This window comes from Rhabdochlamydiaceae symbiont of Dictyostelium giganteum (genome assembly GCF_964291045.1).
Lineage (GTDB): Bacteria > Chlamydiota > Chlamydiia > Chlamydiales > Rhabdochlamydiaceae > PALSA-1444.
The window spans coordinates 1,197,644-1,221,720 of sequence record NZ_OZ197277.1 but is presented as its reverse complement, the minus strand read 5'-3'; the positions used below and the strand labels follow the sequence as shown (position 1 = coordinate 1,221,720).

Annotated in this window: 15 protein-coding genes and 2 tRNA genes; 3 read left to right on the top strand and 14 right to left on the bottom strand. The window is 39.8% G+C overall.

All coding sequences use genetic code 11. From position 1 onward, the window contains the following. Positions 1-3,002 precede the first annotated feature (3,002 nt). Positions 3,003-3,605, bottom strand: coding sequence for a transposase (locus tag ACI7T6_RS04165; RefSeq protein WP_404665137.1), 603 nt, complete (start codon positions 3,603-3,605; stop codon positions 3,003-3,005). 265 nt (positions 3,606-3,870) lie between these two features. Between ACI7T6_RS04165 and ACI7T6_RS04160 the strand changes: the two genes are divergently transcribed. Beyond that, positions 3,871-4,887 (top strand): hypothetical protein, encoded by a 1,017-nt coding sequence (locus ACI7T6_RS04160; RefSeq protein ID WP_404665136.1) that lies wholly within the window; start codon positions 3,871-3,873, stop codon positions 4,885-4,887. Between the two features lie 36 nt (positions 4,888-4,923). Here the strand turns inward: ACI7T6_RS04160 and ACI7T6_RS04155 are convergent. The 12 genes from ACI7T6_RS04155 to ACI7T6_RS04100 form a co-directional block, all read right to left on the bottom strand. Beyond that, positions 4,924-4,997 (bottom strand) — tRNA-Asp (locus ACI7T6_RS04155). A 23-nt stretch (positions 4,998-5,020) separates the two neighbouring features. Next, positions 5,021-5,093 (bottom strand) — tRNA-Val (locus ACI7T6_RS04150). A 37-nt stretch (positions 5,094-5,130) separates the two neighbouring features. Further along, positions 5,131-8,043, bottom strand: a complete 2,913-nt coding sequence (locus ACI7T6_RS04145; protein ID WP_404665135.1) for an insulinase family protein — start codon at positions 8,041-8,043, stop codon at positions 5,131-5,133. A gap of 153 nt (positions 8,044-8,196) precedes the next feature. Beyond that, positions 8,197-9,234: a ribonucleotide-diphosphate reductase subunit beta gene (locus tag ACI7T6_RS04140; RefSeq protein ID WP_404665134.1), complete on the bottom strand. Its 1,038-nt coding sequence runs from the start codon at positions 9,232-9,234 to the stop codon at positions 8,197-8,199. Positions 9,235-9,249: 15 nt separating this feature from the next. After that, positions 9,250-12,366 (bottom strand): ribonucleoside-diphosphate reductase subunit alpha, encoded by a 3,117-nt coding sequence (locus tag ACI7T6_RS04135; RefSeq protein WP_404666131.1) that lies wholly within the window; start codon positions 12,364-12,366, stop codon positions 9,250-9,252. A 404-nt stretch (positions 12,367-12,770) separates the two neighbouring features. Then, on the bottom strand, positions 12,771-13,694 hold the full coding sequence (locus ACI7T6_RS04130) for a hypothetical protein (protein ID WP_404665133.1): 924 nt from the start codon (positions 13,692-13,694) through the stop codon (positions 12,771-12,773). Positions 13,695-13,719: 25 nt separating this feature from the next. Next, complete coding sequence (locus ACI7T6_RS04125; RefSeq protein ID WP_404665132.1) at positions 13,720-14,988, bottom strand: hypothetical protein; 1,269 nt, start codon at positions 14,986-14,988, stop codon at positions 13,720-13,722. Between the two features lie 20 nt (positions 14,989-15,008). After that, the gene (locus ACI7T6_RS04120; protein ID WP_404665131.1) at positions 15,009-15,509 is read right to left on the bottom strand and encodes a hypothetical protein; all 501 of its coding nucleotides are present in this window, start codon (positions 15,507-15,509) and stop codon (positions 15,009-15,011) included. A gap of 35 nt (positions 15,510-15,544) precedes the next feature. Next, complete coding sequence (locus ACI7T6_RS04115; protein ID WP_404665130.1) at positions 15,545-17,077, bottom strand: hypothetical protein; 1,533 nt, start codon at positions 17,075-17,077, stop codon at positions 15,545-15,547. 172 nt (positions 17,078-17,249) lie between these two features. Next, positions 17,250-17,606, bottom strand: a complete 357-nt coding sequence (locus ACI7T6_RS04110) for a hypothetical protein (RefSeq protein ID WP_404665129.1) — start codon at positions 17,604-17,606, stop codon at positions 17,250-17,252. Between the two features lie 109 nt (positions 17,607-17,715). Beyond that, positions 17,716-17,862 (bottom strand): hypothetical protein, encoded by a 147-nt coding sequence (locus ACI7T6_RS04105; protein ID WP_404665128.1) that lies wholly within the window; start codon positions 17,860-17,862, stop codon positions 17,716-17,718. Positions 17,863-17,872: 10 nt separating this feature from the next. After that, complete coding sequence (locus ACI7T6_RS04100) at positions 17,873-18,241, bottom strand: hypothetical protein (protein ID WP_404665127.1); 369 nt, start codon at positions 18,239-18,241, stop codon at positions 17,873-17,875. Positions 18,242-18,398: 157 nt separating this feature from the next. On the opposite strand from ACI7T6_RS04100, the gene ACI7T6_RS04095 reads away from it, so the two are divergent. Continuing rightward, on the top strand, positions 18,399-19,244 hold the full coding sequence (locus tag ACI7T6_RS04095; protein ID WP_404665126.1) for a CDP-alcohol phosphatidyltransferase family protein: 846 nt from the start codon (positions 18,399-18,401) through the stop codon (positions 19,242-19,244). Further along, positions 19,245-20,393, top strand: a complete 1,149-nt coding sequence (locus ACI7T6_RS04090; RefSeq protein WP_404665125.1) for a DNA recombination protein RmuC — start codon at positions 19,245-19,247, stop codon at positions 20,391-20,393. Here ACI7T6_RS04090 and ACI7T6_RS04085 read toward each other — a convergent pair whose 3' ends face one another. Next, complete coding sequence (locus tag ACI7T6_RS04085; protein ID WP_404665124.1) at positions 20,394-21,176, bottom strand: DUF455 family protein; 783 nt, start codon at positions 21,174-21,176, stop codon at positions 20,394-20,396. It abuts the gene before it with no gap. Between the last annotated feature and the right edge of the window lie 2,901 nt (positions 21,177-24,077).

Sequence of the window (24,077 nt, the reverse complement as noted above, 5' to 3'; positions counted from 1 at the left end):
AAAAGGCTTTAAAGATCGCTCTTGAGCTTCAAGATAAGGTAGGAGAAGGAAGGGCTTATAGTAATTTGGGAAATGCCTACGATTCTTCAGGAGAGCCCCGTAAAGCCATCGATTTTCATAAAAAGCATTTAAAGATCGCTCTAGAGCTTCAAGATAAGGTAGGAGAAGGAAAGGCTTATGGTAATTTGGGATATGCTTACGAGTCTTTAGGAGAGCCCTGTAAAGCAATCAATTTTCATGAGAAGGATTTAAAGATCGCTCTAGAGCTTCAAGATAAGGTAGGAGAAGGAAGGGCTTATGGCAATTTGGGAAATGCTTATCATTCTTTAGGAGAGCCCCGTAAAGCAATCGATTTCTATGAAAAGGATTTAAAGATAGCTCTAGAGCTTCAAGATAAGATAGGGGAAGGAGGGGCGTATGGCAATTTGGGAATGGCTTATGATTCTCTAGGAGATTCCTGTAAAGCCATCGATTTCCATAAAAAGGCTTTAAAGATCGCTCTAGAGCTTCAAGACAAGATAGAGGAAGGAAGGGCTTATAGTAATTTGGGAAATGCTTACGATTCTTCAGGAGAGCCCCGTAAAGCTATCGATTTTCATAAAAAGCATTTAAAGATAGCCCTTGAGCTTAAAGACAGGGTAGGGGAAGGAAGCGCTTATGGTAATTTGGGAATTGCTTATCGTTCTTTAGGAGAGACTCGTAAAGCCATCGATTTCCATGAAAAGGATCTAAAAATAGCCCTTGAGCTTAAAGACAAGGTAGGGGAAGGATGCGCTTATAGTAATTTGGGAAATGCTTATCACTTTTTAGGAGAGACCCGTAAAGCCATTGATTTCCATGAAAAGGATTTAAAAATAGCCCTTGAGCTTGAAGACAAGATAGGGGCAGGAAGGGCTTATAGTAATTTGGGAATTGCTTACGATTCTTTGGGAGAGACCCGTAAAGCAATTGATTTTCATAAAAAGGCTTTAAAGATAGCTCTTGAACTTGAAGACAATATAAGGGAAGGAAGCGCTTATAATAATTTGGGAATTGCTTACCGTTCTTTAGGAGAGATCCGTACAGCCATCGATTTCCATGAAAAGGGTTTAAATATCGCTTTAGAGCTTAAAGACAAGGTAGGGGAAGGAGGGGCTTATTGTAATTTGGGAATGGCTTATTATGGGATAGAACAGTACCTTCCAGCGGAAAAGTATTTCCGTCAAAGCATTGAGATTTTTGCCTCTCTTCAGCATGATGCAAAACACGCCCAGTGGCAAATCTCTATATTTGAGGAGTTATCAAAACCTTATATAGGTTTAGAACGCGTTTTATTAAAGGGAGAAAATACCAAGGCTTTGGAGATTTCTGATACAAGACGTGCCCGTGCCCTCTCTTCTCTTTTATTTCAACATTTAAGCGTAAAAGAAAATCAATATTCTCATCTTAATCTTCTTTCAGTTCAAGACATACAGAATTTAGCTGAAAAACTTAATGTGACTTGCATTATCTATTCTCTTACTACTTTCAATAAAGAACTCCCTTCTGTTCACGCATGGATTATATCTTCTGATAAAGAGCCTCTCCAATCCATTTCTTTACCTATTCCAGAGAATGTATTTTCAGAATTAGATCACATTTTTAAAGCATTTCCCTATCAAACTGAAAAAACTCGTCCATTAAGAGGTCAAAAACAACCCAGTCAATTTTTTGAAGAAAGACTTTCTTCTTGGTATGAGCTTTTAATTGCTCCTTTAGAAGAGCATATTCCTTCGCCAGGTTCTGGGAAGACCCTCACCTTTATTCCTGATGGGTTTTTAGCACATCTTCCTTTTGGAGCCTTTTATAATAGCAAAACAGATCAGTACCTGATTGAAAATTATCCACTTTCGGTAGCTCCTTCTATTCAAGTGCTCTCTCTTCTAGATCAGCTGCCTAAAGAAGCTTCAACCCAAGTTCTTTTGATGGGCAATCCCACAACCTCTGATAAAAAACACAACAATCTCGAACAATCTGAAGGTGAAGTGCGTGATATTATTGCGCCGCTGATGCAAAATTTTGATGTAAAAGTATTAACTCAACAAGAGGCGACTGTAGGAAATGTCTTTACACATGCTCTTCATTCTAAGATTATTCATATTGCGGCTCACGGAGTGACTAATCAAAAACCTTTAGATGACCCTTACTCTGTCTTTGAAGGGTTCTTTAGGTTAGCGCCGGATGAAAAATATCCAGCAGGTGACCTTCATGCAAAAGATATCAATCTACTAGGGGTACAAAAAGATGAGAGTTTACTCACATTAAAAGCTGATCTTGTATTTATGAGTGCTTGCCATTTAGGAAGAGGAAATCTCAAAAGAGAGGGAAGTATTGGTCCTATTTGGTCTTTCTTAGGATCCGGAGCTAAATCCACAATTGCTAGTTACTGGCCGCTTCCTGAAGGAGAGATGACCGTTAAGATGGTAGATACTTTTTATAGGCATTATTTAGGGATTGAGACCCCCAAGCTTAATAAAGCAAAAGCTCTTCAGAAGTCAGTTCTTATGGCAATGGAAACAGAGCGGAATAAACCACGTCAATGGGGAGCGTTTTTCTTAGCAGGATTAATCGATTAAGATTCGTATAAGGGTTTATGTCACACAGGCATTTTACTCTATTTTCGTAATTATTTAGATACTTCCTATACACACATTTGTGTATAGGGGGAGTATGATCTAGCTCTTAAAAATCTAAAGAGTTAAGGGAGGACGGCCTGTTAAGTGATAAGGGTTTCCTTGGATAGTGATAGCTTCCAAAATATTCCAGTTTTGCTTACGGGCTATGGAAAGATAACTTCTAATTCGGTAAAAAATTTTCCCTCTAAGAAATGTTAGGAAGCACTCTCTAATTTTTTGTTTGAGTTGAACTATCTAAAATATCCTCTTGATGATTACTAAAAGGGATTTTAGAACCCTTAGTAAATGCTATAACAGAGGAGGCATTTTGCTTTAGCCTATCTAGGAGGGTTTTCTCTGGTCTTTGACTTAGTTCTTCCTCTTTTTTCGAGAGCTAAAGATTTGGGGGGTTGCGTGATAGGAGTGTCCTTCTTGGACAGCCTTATTGTAAGAGCTCTTGATCTCTTTGATCACTTCTTCTTTAAGAGGCCCTTTTTTGATAGCTTGATGAGCAAGCAGGAGAGTCTTTTTCATGGCCAAGGCCCACTCCTCTTTCTCCTCTTCATAGATAAAATTGAGCTTTCTTAAATGATGAACATTACACAGTACATGACTTGAGCCCAGATAATTAAAATAAGAATTTGAATGGTCATGAACAACATAGTTTTTGAAAAGAGGTAAGATCCCGATGGTATTCATGACTGTTTTTTCTCTTTTAGAATGTATTATGTAAAGAGTTATCGTCTTGGATGCTGCACCATGGATCCACTTCAGCTTTTTCTCGCATCTCATTCCTGTCTCATCAAAATGTAAGACCTTTGAAATTAAAAGATCCTTTTTTAATCCCTCTTCAAACGAGTAAAGCTCTGTAAAAAGCTGTGTATTGATGTTCATACAGCTCCCTGGGGATAGGGATATTCCAAGGAGATCTTTAAAAATTTGGCAGACCCTATTTACGGGGATAAAATGCAAAGAGCTTAGGTAGCTAGCTAAAGCTTTTACCCAGCTTTCAAATTGAACAGGATCCTTTATATGTTATGGAAAAGAAGCCCTTTAAGCTTTGCTTCGGAAACATATGCAACACATCCGCAATGAGTACGATTTTTATATTTATAATATATATCAATAAATAAAACTAATTTTTTAATTATTGTTTAAAATTAAAATATTAAATGATAAAATAATAAGTATAGGAAGTAACAAGGTGTTAAATAACAGACATTATTGAGAGGAAATTATGATAAAAATGAAAGCTGTAGAAAGTAATCAGATCCCATCTAGGGGAGCTTTTCCTAACTTTGTGACAAAAGACGCCTTTCTTAAGGGGTTATCTGGATTCAACCGGCAAAACCTCCTCTGTCTTGCAAAAGTCACAGCTGGAGTTTTAATGGCAGCCGTTGTTATTAAGACAGCTCCTGCTACAGTGACAGCTACAGTAGTGGCAGCTCTTATTGTAGCAGTGACTGGCACATTTAAGAAGATCATTACCGTTTTAAAGAATTGGCTTCTTAAAGAGTGTCAAGCGCTTTTAGAGTTAGGCAAAGAGCTCTTAAAAAGGTTGAGCAAAGAATGTTCAAGTAGGGTAAGAGAGCTTGTGAATACTTCTCTTAGTAACTACGCGGATAAGAAGGTGGATGAGGTTTTTACAAATCTTACGCAAACTGTAGAATCGTTATTCAGTAGTAGCGAATCTGTGCTAAGTGATGAGCCCTGTAACAAGAGATCGCAAAAAAAACTGTTTGATTCAAAGACCGTTCAGGAAAAAAAGATGCATGACTCTTATTCTCGTAAGAAAGAAGAGAGGGATTTCGATGATATTTGGGAGGGGATGACAGAATTTTCTTCTCTTTCAGGAAGTATTTTTGGAAAGAGCCGAAATAAAGAAAAACAGTTAAGTATATCTTCAGAAAAGATGAGAAAAGCGCCTCTTGATCAACGATCTTTTACGGTATCCCAAGAGACTCTTATCAAAGCTCAAGGTATCTCAGCTCAAGGCATCACAGCTACGGATGTCCCAGCTCAGAGTGGTAATAGGCAATTGGATAATAGACTTGATCAAGCGTGGGATGCAGCAAAAATAGAGCTTCCTCAGAAAGGGTTAGAGCAGAGTGAAGAGGTTTTTGAGGATGTTTGGAAAGAAGTATCGTTAAAACGGTCTTCAATCCTTGGGATGCAAGATCTTAAAGCGCAGCAAAACGCTTTTTACCGCATTGAGAGACAGGTGTCTTGGCTTACAGCGATGTCAAATGGATAAGGAGGGAAAAAACAGGTGAGTCATTTGAAAAAAATGCGCGGGAGACGGGGCTCGAACCCGCAACTTCTGCCGTGACAGGGCAGTGCTCTAACCAATTGAACTACTCCCGCAAAGAAGTAAGAAAAGCAAAATATGGGCGCAAAAGGACTCGAACCTATGACCACCTGTGTGTAAGACAGGCGCTCTACCAACTGAGCTATACGCCCTTTACTTTACTCTATCAGTAAAAAGGAATATTCTATGTTAGATAGAAATAATAGGCAAGGGTTTTTGCAGAAGAGCGGTTTCTTTTTCAAGCCACCCTTGACTTCCAAGAGAAACAATGACACCAGAGTCTAATCGGGGGAGTAACTGCTCCTTAACGGCCTTTGCAACTTGAGAAGGGGTAGCAGCAAGGAGCGCTTCTCTATAAGCTTTACGGTGAGCAAAGGTTTTTCCTTGCCTAAGATAAGCATAGGCAGTAGACGCTCTTGCTGAGGGAGCAAGAGGGGCATCAAGGGATTGGATCATCTCTAACTTGGCAGACTCTAACTCTTTCAGAGAAAATTCTCCTTGAGAGATACGTAGCACGGCCTCTTTAAACGCATCCAGGGAGCTCTTTAAATGCGGGTCACGGTAGGTTTGAAAGGTGAAATGCCCCAGCAAAGGAATGTAAGAGATAGAGGCTCCGTAAGCTCCTCCTTGTTCCCTGATTTTAGGGTGAAGAACAAGATGCTCCATCAGCTGAGAAGCAAGAGCTAAAAAAGGAGCGTCAGGGTGCGCTGCTGTACACACTTTAAACGCTTCAGCATTAAACCCTACTGCAGAGGTGATAGGGATTGCCTTAGATACAGGACTCTCTAGGACAAAATGGTTTTGCCAAGGGGTAAACGGTTTAGAGGGAAGGGAGAATAAACTCTCTATAGAAGAGGTATTAAAGGTCTTTTGACACCCAAGAACTAAAGAGGCGTTATGAAAGGAGGTGATTTTATCATAGATGCGCTCTAAAGATCCGATAATGGGGTCAATATTTTGCTTTGCCTCTTTAGCAAGATTTTGTACCCACTTCACATAAGAAAGGCCGTGCCATTTTTCTGTTAAGTAACCAGCTAAAGAGAGATGACTTAAAGCTGCCATAGAGGCGTACTTTAAGCTATTTCGGCTTAAATTTTGTTGAAGAGCAAAATTGAGCTGCTCAATGAGCTCAATGATCCTCTCTTTTTCATGAAATTTTGCCTGAGTGGCTAACTCTTTCATGAGGTGAAACATCGAAGTGGCATTTCTCTCTAGCGCCTTAGACCGGATCACAAGAGTAGGTTTTAGCGCTTCAGGAGAGGAAATAGGGGGGTAAAAAGATAAAGAGGCGCTCATAAGACCAACACTTGATTGTACCTCATCTAACCAGGTGAGATAGTCTTTATCTCCTACTCCTACTTCTCCTAAAAGCATGGTGACAAGCTGAGCCCAAGGAAGCTCTTCTTCTGTTAAAGAGGGGATATCCATGATAAGGTCAGCATAGACGACACCATTTGTAAAAGAAGGGAAGATAAATAGAGGTTTTTTTTCTTCTAAAACAAGAGGCTTCGGTAAAAGAGGAACATCTTCTAATGTGACTTCAGGGAGGCATTCAAGATCTTGATGCTCAAGTTTTTCTTGAAATTGCTTTAAACGCTCCATTTGCTCTCTAATCTGCTTTTTTTCTTCCAAAGAGGCTTTTTGTTGATATGTTTTAAGCGCCTCTTTTTCTAATAGTTCCTCTTTTTCTAAAAGATCTTTATCTGGAACCATCGTTAAGCAAATGCGGTGGGTGTTAGTCATGAAAAATTTCTGGATTAAATTCCCTAAGAATAGAGGGTCTTTAATCTCTTCTCTTAAATGGTTAAAGAGAGAGTGGATTTTAAGCGCTTTTTCAGGACGCCCTCCATGTTGTAGTGTGAGCGCTGATTTCATGAAGAGAGAAAGGCCAAATGGGCCAGAATCGGCATCAATTTCTGTTCGGGAAAGTTCTAGTTGATGGAGCGCAGATTCTATTGCATCAGCAGGGATTTCTTGAGAGGCGATGTCTTGCAGGGTTTTAAAGAGAATTGTTTCTAGTTCTTTCACTTTTGTTTCATCACACCCTTTACACATAATGCCGTAGGGAACCTCTGACATATCAGGATCAAAAAAACTCTCTGCTGTTAAGCAAAGCCCTGATTGAGTTAGAGCCATTTTCAGTAAAGAGGCGTCATTTTCCATAATGAGAGCGTCGATGAGAAAAAGAGCAAGAAGCGTCTCTTGATCTGTTGCTCTAGTTGTTAACCAAGCAAAGGTGACAATCGCTTCTCCCTCATCAGAGGGCTGCTGAGGGTAAGATCTTGTGAGATATTTAGGGGTTAGAAACCGTTTTTGTAAAGGAATAGGCTCTAGAGGGGGGAGCTTTTGAGCTCCTAAGAGAGCCTTTTCTTCTAACACATCTAGATGCTTTTCAAGGGGCATATTGCCATAAAAGAAGAAAAGACACCTAGAAGGGTGGTAGAACTCTTGATGAAACGCTAGCAGCTCTTCATAAGAGAGATGAGGGATCTCTTGAGGGGTCCCTCCTGAGACATGGGCGTAGGTTAAATCAGGCAAAAGCTCTTGACAGAGGATATTCCACATCCTGCTCTCAAAAGAGGCAAGAGCCCCTTTCATTTCATTAAACACAACACCTTGATGAATGAGAGGAGACTCTAAGTTATTGATGTCTTTTAGCTCAAGACGGTGTCCCTCTTGAAGAAAGCTCTCTTTTTGAAGAGAAGGGTGAAAGACCGCATCTAGATACACATCAAGCAAGTTGTAAAAGTCTTTTTCCACTTGTGAGGCGGCTGGATAACAGGTGAAGTCAGAGCCTGTTAAGGCGTTCATAAAGCTATTTAAACTTCTTCTTGTCATCGCAAAAAAAGGATCTTTAACAGGGTATTTTTGAGAGCCGCAGAGCACCGTGTGTTCAAGAATATGAGGCACTCCCTTAGAGTTAGAGGGAAAGGTTTGAAAAGAGAGGCAGAAAAGATTTTCTGGATCATCACAGGCAATATGAAGCACTTTAGCGCCAGTTGGGATGTGCTCAAGCTCGGTAAGATGAGCGCTTAGTTCTTCTAATTGCGTGGTATAAGTGACTTTAAACGATCTATAAGAGGAGGATATTTTTGATGCCATAAGTAGTCTTCATTATAGAAGAGAGAAGAGCTTTTGTAAAATTAATTATATTTTGGAAGAGGTAAAGAAGAAGTGCCTCTAGAGATGGATAGGAAAAAAAGAACAACCTCTTCTAGTCATCATTCTATGACTAGAAGAGATTTTAAGAGACGTTTAAGTCCAGGAAAGGCTTCCTGCAGATTGATACTCGTTGACTCTTGTTTCAAAGAAATTTTTTTCTTTTTGAAGGTCAATGGTTTCACTCATCCATGGGAACGGGTTTTTCGATTTATAAACCGCTTTAAGTCCAATTCTTTCGAGACGGCGATCTGCAATATGTTGAACATACTCTCTAAACATCGGCGCTGTAAGGCCTAATATGCCTCTTGGAAGACAATCTGCTGCGTAGAGGTATTCAAGCTCTACTGCCTCTTTAACTAAGTTCACAATATGGTTTTGGAACTCTTCTGTCCAAAGCTCAGGGTTTTCCTCTTTAATACTATTAATGAGATCAATACCAAAGTTTAAGTGAATGGTTTCATCCCGTAAAATGTATTGGAACTGCTCTCCAATTCCGGTCATTTTATTTTGACGGTGGAACGAGAGGATCATCACAAATCCGCTATAGAAGAAAATCCCTTCCATAATGAGGTAGTACCCAATCAAATTCTCTAAGAATTTACGGGCTCCCTCAGGAGTTGAGGTTGTGAAGTTAGGGTCTAAAATGGACTCTGTAAGCCGCATTTCAAACTGATCTTTTGCATGAATCGAGTTCACCTCGTTATACATGTTGAAGATCTCTCCTTGATCAAGCGCAAGAGACTCTACAATGTAGTGGAAGGTGTGCGTATGAATCGCCTCTTCAAACCCTTGTCTTAATAGGTATTGTCTAGCTTCTGGGTTAGTCACATGTTTAAAGATCGCAAGAACGATGTTATTTCCCACTAAGCTCTCAGCTGTACTAAAAAAGCCAAGATTCCGTTTAATCACCGTCTTTTCATCAGCGCTAAGCTGATTCGATTTCCAGAGCTCAATATCTTTTCCCATAGGGACTTCTGTTGGCATCCAATGGTTTGCACAACCATTAAGATAGTGTTCCCATGCCCATTTATACTTTAGAGGCATAAGTTGATTGACATCCACTGTACTGCAGTTAATCAATCTTTTTAAATCGGCGTCAACACGCTGGTTAGCACTATTTTTTAAAGACATGATATTTCCTTACGGTTATTGACAACTTTCACAACTTTCATCTCCTATTCTACACGCCTTAGGAGCTTCTTCTTCTCGGTTCACTTTAATATTACTTGAAGCTGACTTGTTTTTCATCCAACGAGGCTGTAATCCTCTTTTATTAATATCGGTTGTGGATTTCTCAATTTGAGTAGCTGCCATGGCTCTTAAGTAATAGGTGGTTTTTAGTCCCCGGGTCCACGCTAAGAAATACATGTCGTGGAGTTTTTTACCGCTTGGAGATTCAATGTAAAGGTTAAGAGATTGTCCCATATCAATCCATTTTTGCCGTCTACTTGCACACTCAATGATCCATTCCGGATCGATTTCAAACGCGGTGAAAAAGACCCGTTTGACCTCTTCAGGAATACGGTCAATCTCTGTGATAGAGCCGTCAAAATATTTCAAGTCATCAAGCATCTCTTGATCCCATAACCCAAGTTCTTTAAGCTTTTTCACAAGATAAATATTTGGGACAGTAAACTCTCCTGAGAGATTAGATTTCACAAATAAATGCTTATAAGTAGGTTCAATGGATTGAGTGACGTTTGTGATGTTAGAAATGGTAGCAGTTGGTGCAATTGCCATCGTATTGCAATTGCGCATACCGTATTTCTTCACCGACTCTCTTACCACACTCCAATCCATACGAGAAGATTTATTCACATCAAAATGGCTTCCACGCTCTTCTGCAAGAAGTCCTAGTGTATCAATCGGAAGAAGTCCTTGATCCCATTTAGACCCTTTATAGCTAGGATATGCGCCTCTTTCTTTAGCGAGTTCACTTGAGGCTAAAATGGCGTAGTAAGAGATCATCTCCATCGCTTGATCCGCAAACTCTACAGCTTCATGGCTTGCGTAGCTGATATTTTGGATGTAAAGCGCATCTTGAAATCCCATCAGCCCAAGCCCAATCGGGCGGTGTTTAACGTTAGAAGAGGCAGCTTCTGTAATGGGATAGAAGTTAATATCAATCACATTGTCCAGCATCCGGATCGCTGTTTTAATCGTTTGTTGAAGCTTTTTCTCATCTAGCCCCTCTTTTGTGCAGTGGTTAGCAAGGTTAATGGAGCCAAGGTTGCAAACAGCTGTCTCTTGTGCTGAGGTGTTCAGTAAAATCTCTGTACAGAGATTAGAGCTATGCACAACGCCCATATGGCTTTGAGGAGAGCGGATGTTAGAGGGGTCTTTGAAGGTGATCCAAGGGTGACCTGTTTCAAAGAGCATGCTGAGCATTTTTCTCCAAAGATCTAAAGCCGCGACTTTTTTAAAGAGGGTGATTTCTCCTTTAAACGCTTTTGCTTCATACTCTGTGTATCTCGCCTCAAACTCTTTTCCATAAATGTGGTGAAGATCGGGGACGTCGTTGGGGCTAAAAAGAGTCCAAGATTCATTAGCAGCTACCCTTTTCATAAAAAGGTCAGGGATCCAGTTAGCGGTGTTCATATCGTGAGTGCGCCGTCTATCATCCCCTGTATTTTTTCTCAGCTCTAAGAAATCTTCAATATCTAAATGCCAAGTTTCAAGGTAAGCGCACATCGCTCCTTTTCTTTTACCGCCTTGATTAACCGCAACAGCTGTATCGTTAGCCACTTTGAGAAAAGGGATAATGCCTTGGCTCTTTCCATTGGTTCCTTTAATTAAAGAGCCAGTCGCTCTTACATTCGACCAATCATTTCCAATACCGCCTGCCCATTTAGACAGCTGCGCATCATCGGAGACAACTTTAAAAATATGCGATAAATCATCCATCACGGTTGATAGATAGCATGAGCTTAACTGAGAGTGCGTGGTTCCTGAGTTAAAAAGGGTAGGTGTGGCTGATGTGTAGTTAAATTGAGACAGGAGATTGTAGAATTCAATCGCCTTTTCATTTTTTAACGCCCCTTCTCCAAGAGAGAGGCCCATGGCGACTCTCATCCAGAAAATTTGCGGGGTTTCAAGCCGTCTTTCTTGCTCATGGATAAAGTATCTATCATAAAGTGTTTGAAGCCCTAAATAGGAGAAAAGATCATCTCTTTGAAGATTAAGGGTCCGAGCTAGTCTCTCTAAGTCAAATTCTAAAAGCTGAGGGCTGAGTCTTTCTAAAGAAATCCCCATCTTAATGTAGTTTTTAAAATACGCTTCATGCGCCTCTTTGATATTAAGCTGTGCGGCACTCATTTGCATGGTTTCTTGATAAAGAGTGTCACATAAAAGCCTTGCTGCAACCGTTGCGTAAGCTGGCTCAATTTCAATCTGACTTCTTGCTGCCATGATGAGCGCTTGCTCAACTTCATGCTCTTTAATCCCTTCGTAGAAGTTGATGACAACCATCTCAAGAAGCTCTTTTTCATTCACTTCTTTGAGTCCCTTACATGCCATCTGAAGTCTATGAATGAGGTGAGACTCTTGCAGAATGCGGGTATTTCCATCCATCATTGTCACTTTAAATTCTCTTTTACTTCCCAGTAAATCGTCTTGAGGAAGCGTGACAGAATGACCTTGATTAGCTTGCATCAAAATGTAGGCTTTTGCTGCTTTAAAATGATTCAATTGCATCAAATGCTCTTCAATGGTGTCTTGGATTAAGGCAAGCGTGAGCTGCACCTCTTCTTTATGCGCCTTGAGAATTTGATTAACAATGGTATCTGTAAGAGAATTCACTTGCTCAATGACAGAAGGAGGAGTTTGATCTTGGATATGGCTTGCATGCCGAAAAGCCGATTCTAAAGAGGCGGCAATTTTCATGGGGTTAAATCTCACCATGCTTCCATCTTTACGGTAGATTTTCAAATGGCGCGGAGAGTCGTCTCGTAAAAGCTTATGTTTATCTCTATAAATAATATAGTCTCTTGCCACATCGTGATAGTCCATTTTCATCAGAGTCACTTCAACAAGATCTTGAATCCCTTCCACACTTAAGCTAGACCCTTTAGAGGCAAGCGTATAGAGCTGCTCAATAATACGGTCTGTAATGAAAGTAATCACATCTTTCCATTCAGGAGAAAGTTCTTTATCAAAAGGGACTTTTTTCGTGTCGTGAAAAGCCAAATCAAGCGCCCTTTCAATGCGGCTTCTATGAAAAGGAACGATGGTTCCATCGCGTTTAACGACTGTAAAATGTTCCATTGTAAAAGAAGAGGCCCCGGCTTTAATCTTGGAAAGGATATCTTGAGTTTCAGTTAGAGCTGAAGGAGAATGTTTTGTCATAAGCTACTCTTTTTTATGATGAGATCTGCCTACTGCAGCATCTCAAGGTTTTTATAAAAGCACATTGCAAAGGTGATCGTTAGACGGCTCTTATACTATCACTAGTAGGAACTTTTGTCTAGGCACACTATATATAGTATAGGAAGAGCTAAAGTCTACTAAAAATGCGAACTTAAGTGCAAGCTGCAAGTATCGAAAATCAAGAAGAAAAAAACTAGCTGCAAAGACGCTCTATCAGGAGGGGGTAAAAGAGCTATTTTTTTATAAAAAGAAAAGGAGAAGGAAGTGACTCCTTCTCCTTTAAAGGAATAAAAACACCTCGTTTAAGCCCTAGAAGAAGAGGCTTGAATCAAGGCAGAAATGATTCCGCTTGTGTTTTGGATGAAATTATCACAAGAAGAGAGAGCAGCTGACAGCTGGCTGGCTTCATTGTTAAATAAAGAGCTAAGCCCTTGAGACACATCTTTCATCGCATTTTGCTGCCCTACATCCATGGCATAGTTTGCAGAGGCAACTTGTCCTGATGCGCTTCCTAAGGATGAGGTGATTTGAGAGAAACTAGCAGAAGAATCTGAAATCAGCTTAGATTTTCGGTATAAAGAGTTCATCTGAACTTCATCTTCTTGAGAGAGCCTCTGTTCCCTGCGATTTTGCGTGGCTCTATTGTCCTGTGCATCATCTGGCGTATCTACATGAGGGTTAGGATCTGAAGGGTCTTTAGAAGGCCCTTTCTTAGACGTAGAGGCTTCTAAATTTGTAGGCTCTTCTTTTTGAGAGGTAAGACTTTGATTTGTGCTTTTCTTAGAAGAGGAGCTTGCCTGATTTTCATCTGGAGAAGGGCTTGAGGTATCTACATCAAGAACTACATGTTCACTTTCAGGATTGACCTCTTCAAGGCTTAGCTCACTTTGAGCATTTCCAGAGGTTTGTTCTTGATTATTTCCAAGCGCAATATTGTCAGCTTGTTTGGCGTAGACAGTTGATCCTATGGCGCCGCCAACAGTGACTGCTGCAGAGGCGCTAGCACCTGCAATTGTACTGATGCCTTGCGCTCTTAATTGCTCTGCATTATCTACACCCACTTGAATATCTGCTGACGCTTGAGTGCTTGATTCTTGCATCATGGACTGCATATTACTTGAAAAAAGAGCAAGTAGGTTCGCCTCCATTTGCGCTCTATTTTCAATCGATTGAGTAAGAGCTAACCAGGAAAGACCTGCTGCATTAGGGGAGTATTGAATAGGCATAAAATCTCCTTAAGGGTTTTGATCATTAAGCTGTTTGTTGAGCAATGACAGCTGCTTGAAGATCAGCTGAAAAATTTGTGTTCATCAAGGTTTGATTGGTTGCAATTTCTGATTTAAACGTTTTTTGGCTTTGATCAGAAAGTTTAGACCACGCTGTCATGAGTTGCTGGAGGAAAAGCGCTTCTCCTTGAAGAGGCGCTAAATCTTTTAAGAGGTTTCCCTCTTGTAAGAGATAATACCCGGTCCCCACACCTGCAGTAGCTGTTGCTCCCCCTGTTCCTAAATTCACTCCAATCGAGAGTTTAGTCAGAGTTCCTTCTGTGAGATTCATAAGAGCCTGTGTTTCTGCAGCAGGGGCTGTTATAAGCAGAACTGCGCACATAAAGATTTGAATAGAAGCTGCAATGATGGCAGCTGTTGTGGGGCTAAGGGAACTTAACCCTATCAGTTCATCAATTAAATTAGCATTAGCAAGTCCTGACATCAAGGCAGTGACTGAGTTGAGTGTCCATTTCGGCGTAAACTTTTTAGTTGAGCTCTCCTCTTTTTGGTGAGTGGACTCATCTGTCTCTTCAGAGGCATTTTGATTCATAGAGCCCTCTACTTCCTCAATCTCTGTGGGTTCATTAGCCGCCCTGTTTGCTGTCATATCGGTCATCTCTATTCCCACATCTGCGCTATCTTCTGTAGCACTTGCCACAATGCCAGAAAGTCCATTTGCAAGCCCTTCAGCCCCGCAAGTAACTACTGTTAACACAATGGTGACAGCTATTTGAGCGATGATATTGGCAGCTGTTGATCCAAGTCCTAAATGTTCTAACCCGTCAGAAATCGCTGACACGGTTTTATTAAAAAGAGGGGACATGGTAAATGCCATCACAAGTCCAAACACAATACACCCTGCAAGACCTCCTGTTAAAAGAGTCAGTAAAGCCCCTGCTGCAAGACACACCCATTTTACAACGGTTGCAAAGATGCTCCATTTACTCTCTTTTTGCTGAGCAGCTTCTTGTTTCTGCTCATTTTGAATCATGTTTTGCGTATTTGTTTTAAGCGCTTGTGCAAAAGCCTCGGCAATTTCTGTAGAGTCAATTTGACTACTGGATTGTAGATTTTGCACTTTACTCATGTTAACCCCTACAAGAAGAAGCAGAGCATAGATCATTTGCATCATATCTTCTCTAGAGACATGTTTACTCTGAGACTTAGAGGCGGCTTTATCTGTGTGCTCCTCTTTTTTATTCATTGCGGACGTGAGGGTCACAGCAGGTAAGATATAATTAGTCGTTTGCATAAAACACCTTTTATGTTGAATTATCCTTGAATCAAATGAGACAGGTTTCCTAAGACCCCATTAATAAAGCCCATCGTTTGGGTAACAGTTTGCTGAGCTTGTGAGTTTTGGCTAAGAATGTTTTGAGCAGACGAGTTTTGACCATCAAGAGTTTTAATCACAGCTCCATTTTGCGCATTTGCCTGAGAATAGAGAGATGAGAGTGTTGTGAGCTGCGACTGAATCGTAGAATTCATATTGGGCGTTGCACTAAGTGTTTGCATTTGCCACAGGTAGTTTGTATCAGTGGGCTGGTAAACGCTAGTGGAATCTCCAGGCGCTGTCAGTTGCTGTTGAAAATTTTGAGAAATCGTGGTTTCTTGGTTAGAAATATACGACTCTAACTGCGTATCAGACTGCTGCAAAATGTAGGTTGAGTCAACATAGTTAGAAATTGATTTCATCCCTTCATAAAGATCTCCTGTTGCAGAAACAATTTTCCCTTGGAAATCACCTACTGGGCCAAGCGGGGGTGTAGACATGATTTTCTCCTTTGTTGTTAAGTTTTAAAATCGTTTTATCCCATCGATTGTTGGATCATTTTCATGATTTGTTGATTAACATTGATCACGCTATCAAAAGCTGCCTTTTGAAAATTTTCGATCATTTGCATCATTTGAGTAGATGTTTGAATCTGCTGCTGGATAGCGGAAGAGGGGCTATTAAGTAGAGCTTGAATGCTTGTTGTGGCATTTTGAAACGGCTGAGAAAGAGGATTAATCACGGTTGTAGAAAGATTGCTGAGATTACTAAAATATGTTTCTAAGAAACCGTATCCTCCTAAAGCAGTTACGTCTCCTAAAGAAAGAGACATAGAGTTTGCGTCAATAGGAGTGAATGTAATTGTATCTGTTGACCGGACAAGTTGCCATCCTGGTTGAACCGGGATTCCGTTGATGGTGAGGGCTTCAACGTCCTGAGAGGTGGCAGGAAAGTTAATGAGCGTATCTTCTGGGAGGTTCCAAGAGACAGTTCCTGGATCAAATGGGCTCCAAGTTTGATTAGATTCTCCTAAATTGGAAGCCGTAAATGTTATCTGTGCAGAACTAAGAGAGTTAACCGCATTATTTAATGGTGTTAGTATAGATTCAGCCAGGACGGGGTTTTGAGAGATGATATTTTGCACTTGATTTAGATCTGAGAAAAAAGCAGCAAAATTATCCGAGGTTATGGCTGCATTTTGTGTAGGAGATATCTGATTTAACATATCAGATATTAAATTATTCACATCTGAAATCACACTTAAGTTATTACTATATCCAGTGATCGCTGTCCCCTGATCTTGATCCCGCTGGTTCATTAAATTCATGAGGATAACGAAGAGCATCCATGGATCTTCTTGATACTGTTGAGAAAGAACCTGAATTTCTGATTTGTAATAGGCATTGACCAATTTATTCATATCATTAGGATGATTCACAATTCCGTACCCTATGGCGTTAGCTGCGACATTAGAAAACGAAGAAGAGGTGACGGGGATTTGGGTGATTGTATTAGGATCGGTAAAGACCCAACTTTGCAGATCTTGTTCATAGACTAAAAATACAGAGGGCGCAGCTGTTTGAATGGCGGTTAAAATTTCGTCAAAAGGAGGTATTTGCGCAGCATTTCCAATAGCTGATTGCACCTGTTGAAAAAATTGATTTATATCTTGGCCATTAATTTGAGTAGAGAGCGTAGCGTAAGTTGCAATGGTACTGAGTAAACTTGGATTTGTTCCTAATTGAGTAGGCTGTTGAAGAAAGGTGAGAAGATCTGGGTATTGCAGCGCTTTTTGAGAAAGATCCACCGTCATCTGAAGAAGCATGATATAGCCGTTATAAGAGGCTGGATTATTTTGTACCCAAGTCACAAGCCGTGTATACGCTTGCTGAGCTTGAAATACGGCATTAGGGCTATTCCAGTCGATAATAAAGTCACTCGGATCTGGCATGAGAGCGCCTGGTGAATTGTCATAAGGCCAATTGACACCATCTGTAGCTGGATCTGCTGTCACATTAGAGCTTATAGACGCTGTAGAGGGTGCATTTTGTTGAATGGGGTCTATCATGATAACATCCCTTAACTTAAGGATCTTCTATTGTTATTTTATCATAAATAAAATTATTAATATCTGCTTTTATTAAAATTAATAATTTTAAATTGCTGTTTTATTGATTGACTTAAAACAAGAGAGCTTGCCTCACTTAATAAGTGAGGCAAGCCCTCATTGAGCTCATCTCTTAAGAAGAGGGGGCCTTTTCTTTAAGCGAGGCAATTTTTTGGTCCATCAAAGAGAGATTTTCTAAATCTTTAACAGAGAGCTCATCTGTATTTGAAAGAATCTCCATCGCTTTTTCCTTAGAGATGCCTGTTAAGGCGTACGCTTTTTCTGTTAGCTGATTGAGCTTTTCTTGCACTTGAGTAGCCTCGATTACAGCTTGCTCTTTTTCTTTAGGATCAGAGGAAGAGAGACTCTTTTGCAGGGAGGCAAAAAATTGCATGGTTTCTGAGACAAGGTTTTCAATATCATTCATGGTCACATCTTTGGGGTTATCAAAAATGCGGTTGAGGTGAGCAAGAAAATCTTGATTAATCATAAAAAATTCCTTGTTAATACGGTTTATGGGATACAACTTTTACTTCGGGCATAAATATTGACTTCTTGAAATCACAAGGAGTTCAAGAGGCCTGCAAAACGAAGATTCATCAATTAGCCTCTTGATCAAGAATCATTTGCTCAGCAATCTGCTTCATTTGATCAATTAGGAGGGCAACAGCTAGAGAATGGGCTTTTTGATAAGAGCCTTCTAAAGAAGGGGTAGCAGCTACTTGAGCAAAGGATGGATGGGTCATTCAAATCTCCTTAAAAAATAGAGGGTTTATTAAAAAGCATCTCAGTATTAAACTGGTTAATTTTATCTTGAACCGTTTGCAAAATGAGAAACTCTTGAGGCAAAAAATAGCTGGCATCTTGATTCATTTTTAACGCATCAATGGGAGAGAGGCCCTCTTTTTGATCCAGTTTTTTTCTTAAAAGAGAAAATTTATTTTGAGCCTCATGAAGCTCTTGCAGGAGGTGTTTTTTTTCCTCTCCTTGATAAGTGTGCATTAAATGTCTCATCTCACGAAAAAAACCAAGAGACTCATTAATGAACTCTTCTATATTAGAGAAGTGAAGATCTCCTTTTTCTAGTTGATAAGTTAAGGAGTAAAGAAACGGGTGACTATGCATTATTACGCTCTCTTTATAACTTCAAATTATCAGTAAATTATTATTTTATCAATAGTTATTTTTAAATAAAAAAAGAGAGATCATTTAAAATTATAAATAAAATAGAGACTAACTTGAGCATATTCATCAATTGAGAAAATGATTACAATCATTTGTTATGATTGTCATCAGAAAAAAAGTGCGCTTTATTCCGAACGCGATCACGACCTTTGGTCTTGCTTGCGGTCTTTTTGTCATTTTTAAGATTAATATGGTGGAGCCGGGTGAAGGGACTTATCATGTTCTTTTTACCTCACTTTTATTACTCCTTGTTGCAGCTTTAGCTGATGTATTAGATGGTGCTGTTGCAAGAGTGATTAAAGCAGAGAGTGAGTTTGGTATTTTATTTGACTCTTTATCGGATGCGATTACATTTGGAGTAGCCCCTTCTGTATTACTGTTAAAAAGTTTATCGCTAGAGCCTGGAACCTTTATTTCTCTTTGCTCTGTCTTTGGAGCGATGACTTATTCCATTTGCGGGGTTTTACGGCTTGTGAGGTTTAATGTTAAAAAAGCTGAATCTGTAGGCAATAAAGAAGAAGAGCTTCTTCAGCAGAAAAACTTTACAGGGCTTCCGATACCTGCTGCTGCGATGGCAGCTACTTCCATGAATCTTTTTTTAGCTTCCTCTTTTGAAGAGAAATGGCTGCATATCTCCTCCGTTTCCTCTGCCATTTTTTTGATTGGCATTTGGACCCTTTTAGGAATTCTCATGATCTCTCGGTGGAAGTTTCCCAGTCTTAAAGCGCTCAATTTTAAGCTGCCTCCCATGCAGCTTATTCTCATGATGATGGGATTAGCAGTAGTTTCTCTCTACGGTATTTTCTATTTTTTCCCCGTCGCTCTTTTAGGGATCACCTGGGGCTATATTATTTTAGGGCTCACGCTTTCATTCATACGTCTCTTAGCAGGGAAAAAATCTAAGACACTGGAAGATTTTGAACCTGAAGAGGAGGAGAGTTAAATGGTTATAGCGCTTGCTACTCTCCTCTTGATCACAATACTTCTTGCCTACTTTTATCATAAACTTCTTGTGAGGTGTCTTCTTGCTGAAAACAAGCTGAAATCTCAAGAAGAGGCAGAAGAGGCGTTTAAACAGCTCTCTTACCAAAACTATCTTGAAACGCAAGAGCTACTTTATCAAAAGTCTCAAAATGAGGAAGAAAAAAAAGAAAAGGCTCTCTTAGGGATGTTTGAGAGTATGAAGCTTCAAATGCATCACTTAGAGCAAGAGAGAAAGCTTGAGCAAGGGATGCTCAAACAGCAACTTACATCCATTATTGCCTCTGAAAAAGAGCTCAAATTAGAAACGTTAAAGCTCTCGCAAGCGCTTCAATCTCCTAAAGGAAAAGGGAGATGGGGAGAGCTGCAGTTAAGACGCGTGGTTGAGCTCTCAGGTATGATTGAGCATTGTGACTTTAAAGAGCAGGTAGCACTTCAGACAGAAGAGGGGAGAAAGCAGCCTGATTTAGTGGTGAACCTTCCCGGAAATAGACAAATCATTGTCGATTCTAAAGTGCCTCTTGATGCCTATTTAGAAGGGTCTTCAGAGCTTAAAGAACAGATGAGAAGTGAGAAATGGAAACAGCACGCAAAGCAGTTAAAAGATCACATTGTAGGTCTTAGCAAAAAAAATTACTGGCACCATTTTGACTCTACGCCAGAATTTGTCGTGCTTTTTCTCCCGTCAGAGTCGATTTTTGTGACAGCTCTTGAGCACGACCCTCTTATCATGGAAGTAGCTGCTGAGAATCATATCGTGCTTGCAACACCTATGACACTCATTGCTCTTTTAAAAGCGGCAGCTTACGGCTGGAAGCAGGAAAATATTTCGCAGTATGCTAAGAAAGTGAGTGAACTTGGAGAAGAGCTTTATAAACGGATCTTTGATTTATCCTCTCACTGGAATGCTTTAGGTAAGTCATTAGAGGGGTCTCTTAAAGCGTTTAACCAAGCAACAGGATCTTTAGAGAGAAATGTGCTCTCTTCTGCAAGAAAGTTTCAAAAACTTGGAGCTGCTAAGGGAGCCAAAAACCTTCCTGATTTAAAAGATATTGAAGAAGATGTCAGACATTTTGAGCCAGGTAAAAAGCTTTTCTTTGAAGAGCAGTAATTAAAGATGGCTCTCGTGTAACTTTGTAATCCACTCTTCACTAATCCCTGCATCTCTTCTAGAGCTGGGATCAAAGAGAGGTCCTTTAGCTCTTGCAGGAAGAAGTCTTGGGTGGAGCTGGCTCACCCACGTCTCCCAAGGGGCACTTGCGGGGTCTTTTAGCTTCTCAAACCACTTTGATCCAAAAGAGACATGCCTTAGCTCATCTTTAAAGATCTGCTTCATAAGCGCTTCAGACTTATCATCTCCATGTGAGGCAAACGCTTTTCCATAATAAGGGGCAAAGTCAAGATTTGCCATCTCAAAGGTAAGGCTCATCATGCTTACATATTTAAGAGGCGTATCTAGATGAGGGACATACGACCAAAAGTATTTATAAAGAGGAAGGTCTCCAAAACTCACACCCATTTCAGAAAGCCGTTTTACATAAAGCCGGACGTGTTCTTGCTCTTCTTTTAACGTGTGAGCCAGTCCTCTTCTAAAGTTTTTAGGGGCATCTGGAAAAGCAAGAAGTGCGTGAGCCATGATTTCCACTGCTAAAAGCTCATGACCTGCAAAGCGGTGCAAACAAGCAGCTCTTTTATCGAGCTCAGAAAGAGAGTAAATGGAGGGGAGTCTATCTTTACGTTGATATTTTTTAAATTGAAGTGACTGGCTTCTAACAGGTTCTTTAATATAAAGAGGGGGGCCTGGGGAAAAATCTGTGAGCTCTAAAGGAGTGTCTAGCTTATCTTCCAGAAGATCGGAAGTTAAAATTTTGAAAGCCCAGTCCCGTAATTCCATCGTCTTTAATTCATAAAAAAGGGTCTGAAAAATCAGACCCTTTTTTATCTTATTATCCTATTCAACAGAGATCACAAAATAGGCAGGGAAAGCAAAATGGTTGTTAGACCTTGGCGCCGCACAAAGTGACACCTTTTTCCCTACAAAATCTTGCAGGTTAACATGTGTACTATAAAGGTAAGCTTTAGGAAGATCGCTCTCTTTTAAGACGTAATCACCTGGCTTTTTCTTTACAGGGGAGTTAAACACTTCAACAATTCCTGTCAAAATGACAGATCCTTGTCTCTCTTCTTCATAAAAATCTTCAACAGTGGCTTCATCATGATGAGAGGCCCATGTGAGGTAAAGCGACTCTTCGACAGGTTCCCACATTTTCATGCGGTCTGTAGCTGTCATGATCAGTTGCTCATGAGAAGGTGTTTGTACTGCAGCAGGAGCTGGAAGAGAGTTGTCTTCTAAGTAAGCAATTTTACGCTCTGTGTAAGCTTCTTGAAACGCAGTGAGGGCTTCTTTAGCTTTTTTGCAAAGGTCAGAAAAATCTGCAAACTCTTGCACAGCTGTTTGATAGCTTTGTTTCACTTTTTCAATGTTGATATCGCGGAACGGTTTTTTCATTTCCGTTTGAAGCATCATGTGAGCTTTATCAAACATCTGCTCAGCTAGGCTTCTTTTCTTATCTAATTGCAGCTTAACTTCTGGTCCGCCAACTGATTGGATATACTCTTTTGCAACATAGAATTTGGTTCCTGCAGGCGGAGCAATTTCGTACCATTTAGAGTTAGAGGGGCACAGTTTTTCCTGAACGGGATCTCCTTGATTGAGATGCGCGATGATAGGAGCTTCTAAAGAAGGTTGAAGTCTCACATTTACTCTACTGCCTTCAATGGCGCCATTTAAAACAAATGTACGGAAAACATACGCTTTTGTGCCAGAAGTAGGCTCTACAGCGTAGAAATCTCCTTTTTCCCCAACAACTACGATGAGATCATCACGGGAGAGCTCTCTAATGACAGGACTATCTGTATCTGCAAAGGCACGGACGCGCACTTTTTGAGCTTTGACTTTTCCTGTAAACGGAGTAAAGGTTTTTGGTGCAGGAGTTATCCCAAAAGATTGCTCTGAAAATGAAGCAAATGAGTCCAGGTTGGAGAGGTCGTTTCCTTCATTTGCACAGGCAAGTGATAAGCAACTTATTCCGAATAATAGTGAAATCGAAAAATAACGTGCCGACATTATTGAGTTTCCTCCTAAATCTTAAAAATATATGAAATGCAATTCTAGAGGTTAGACGGTTTTTCCTCCAGAGAAAAGAGGAATTTAGATGCAGTAGAGGATGTTTATGGGGAAATAGTTTTTTCAAACAAATTAAAGCTGTGAGATTTAAGAAGTGATCAGGTGTATGGCTTTAAGAAAAATAAAAACTTAAGCCTTGGTCAATGAGAGGGTATTTTGAAGCTATGAATAGAGAATAAGGGAGTAAAATCTTGAAAAAAGTAAAATGTTGATCCTTGTGATGACAGAAAGTATTAACTATGTGATATTTGATTTTTAAGTTTTATGTTTAATTCAATGTAGAGGAGATATCCATGACCATTTCTTCAAATATCTTAACAAATGCTGGCTTAACCAAGGTACAGCTTCCTTCTTTAGATTCTTCCGATCAAACATCAGAAGTTATTGCAGCAGTTCAGATGGTATTTGAATTGGAAGTTAAAGGAAAAATTTATGAAGGTCTTATCAGTCAAATATTTAAAGCCATCCAAGCTAAGCCAGATCTTTTAAAAAATAGAATGCTTTTTAAGCTTATTGAAAAAGAGAGTATCTTTCAATTAGATGAGGTAAGCGCTTATCAGAAATTAGGAGATACTTATTATTCTTTAGGAAAATATTTCAAAGCACTGGAGTGTTATAAGAAATATTTAAATATTGCTGTACAGCTTAAAGACAGTATAAGAGAAGGGAAGGCTTATGGTGAATTAGGAAATATTTATGCCTCTTTAGGAAAATACCGTAAAGCGATAGAGCTTTATAAAAAAGCTTTAAAAATTGCTCAAGAGCTTAAAGACCGGGTAGGAGAAGAGGGGGCTTATAGCAATTTGGGAATGGCTTACTCCTCTTTAGGAGAATACAGTAAAGGAGCAGAGTTTTATGAGAAGGCTTTATCTATTGCTCTAGTTCTTCAAGATCGTAAAGGAGAAATGAGCATTTATAATAATTTGGGAAGTGTTTACCACTCTTTAGGACAATACATTAAGGGGGCAGAGCTTCATGAGAAGGCTTTAACTATTGCTCTAGCCCTTCAAGATTGTGAAGTAGAAGAGAAGTCTTATAGCAATTTGGGAATTATTTACCGTTCTTTAGGAGAATATCGTAAAGCGATAGGATTTCAAGAGAAAGCTTTAAAAATTAACCTAGAGCTTCAAGACCGTGTAGGAGAAGCGAGTGCTTATAGCAATTTGGGAAATGCTTACCACTCTTTAGGAGAATATCATAAAGCGATAGAGTTTCATGAGAAGGGTTTAACTATTGCCCTAGAGCTTCAAGATTGTGTAGTAGAAGGAAAAGCTTATAGCAATTTAGGAAATGCTTACCATTCTTTAGGAGAACACCATAAAGCAATAGAGCTTCATGAGAAAGCTTTAAAAATTGCTCTAAAAATTCAAGACAAGGTAGGGGAAAAGAGGGCTTATAGCAATTTGGGAAATACTTACCGCTCTTTAGGAGACTATCATAAAGCGATAGAATTTCATAAGAAGGATTTAACTATTTCTCTAGAGCTTCAAGACCGGGTAGGAGAAGGAGTAGCTTATGGCAACTTAGGAAATGATTACTGCTCTTTAGGAGAATACAATCAAGCAGTAGAGTTTCATAATAAGCATTTAGAAATAACTTTAGAGCTTC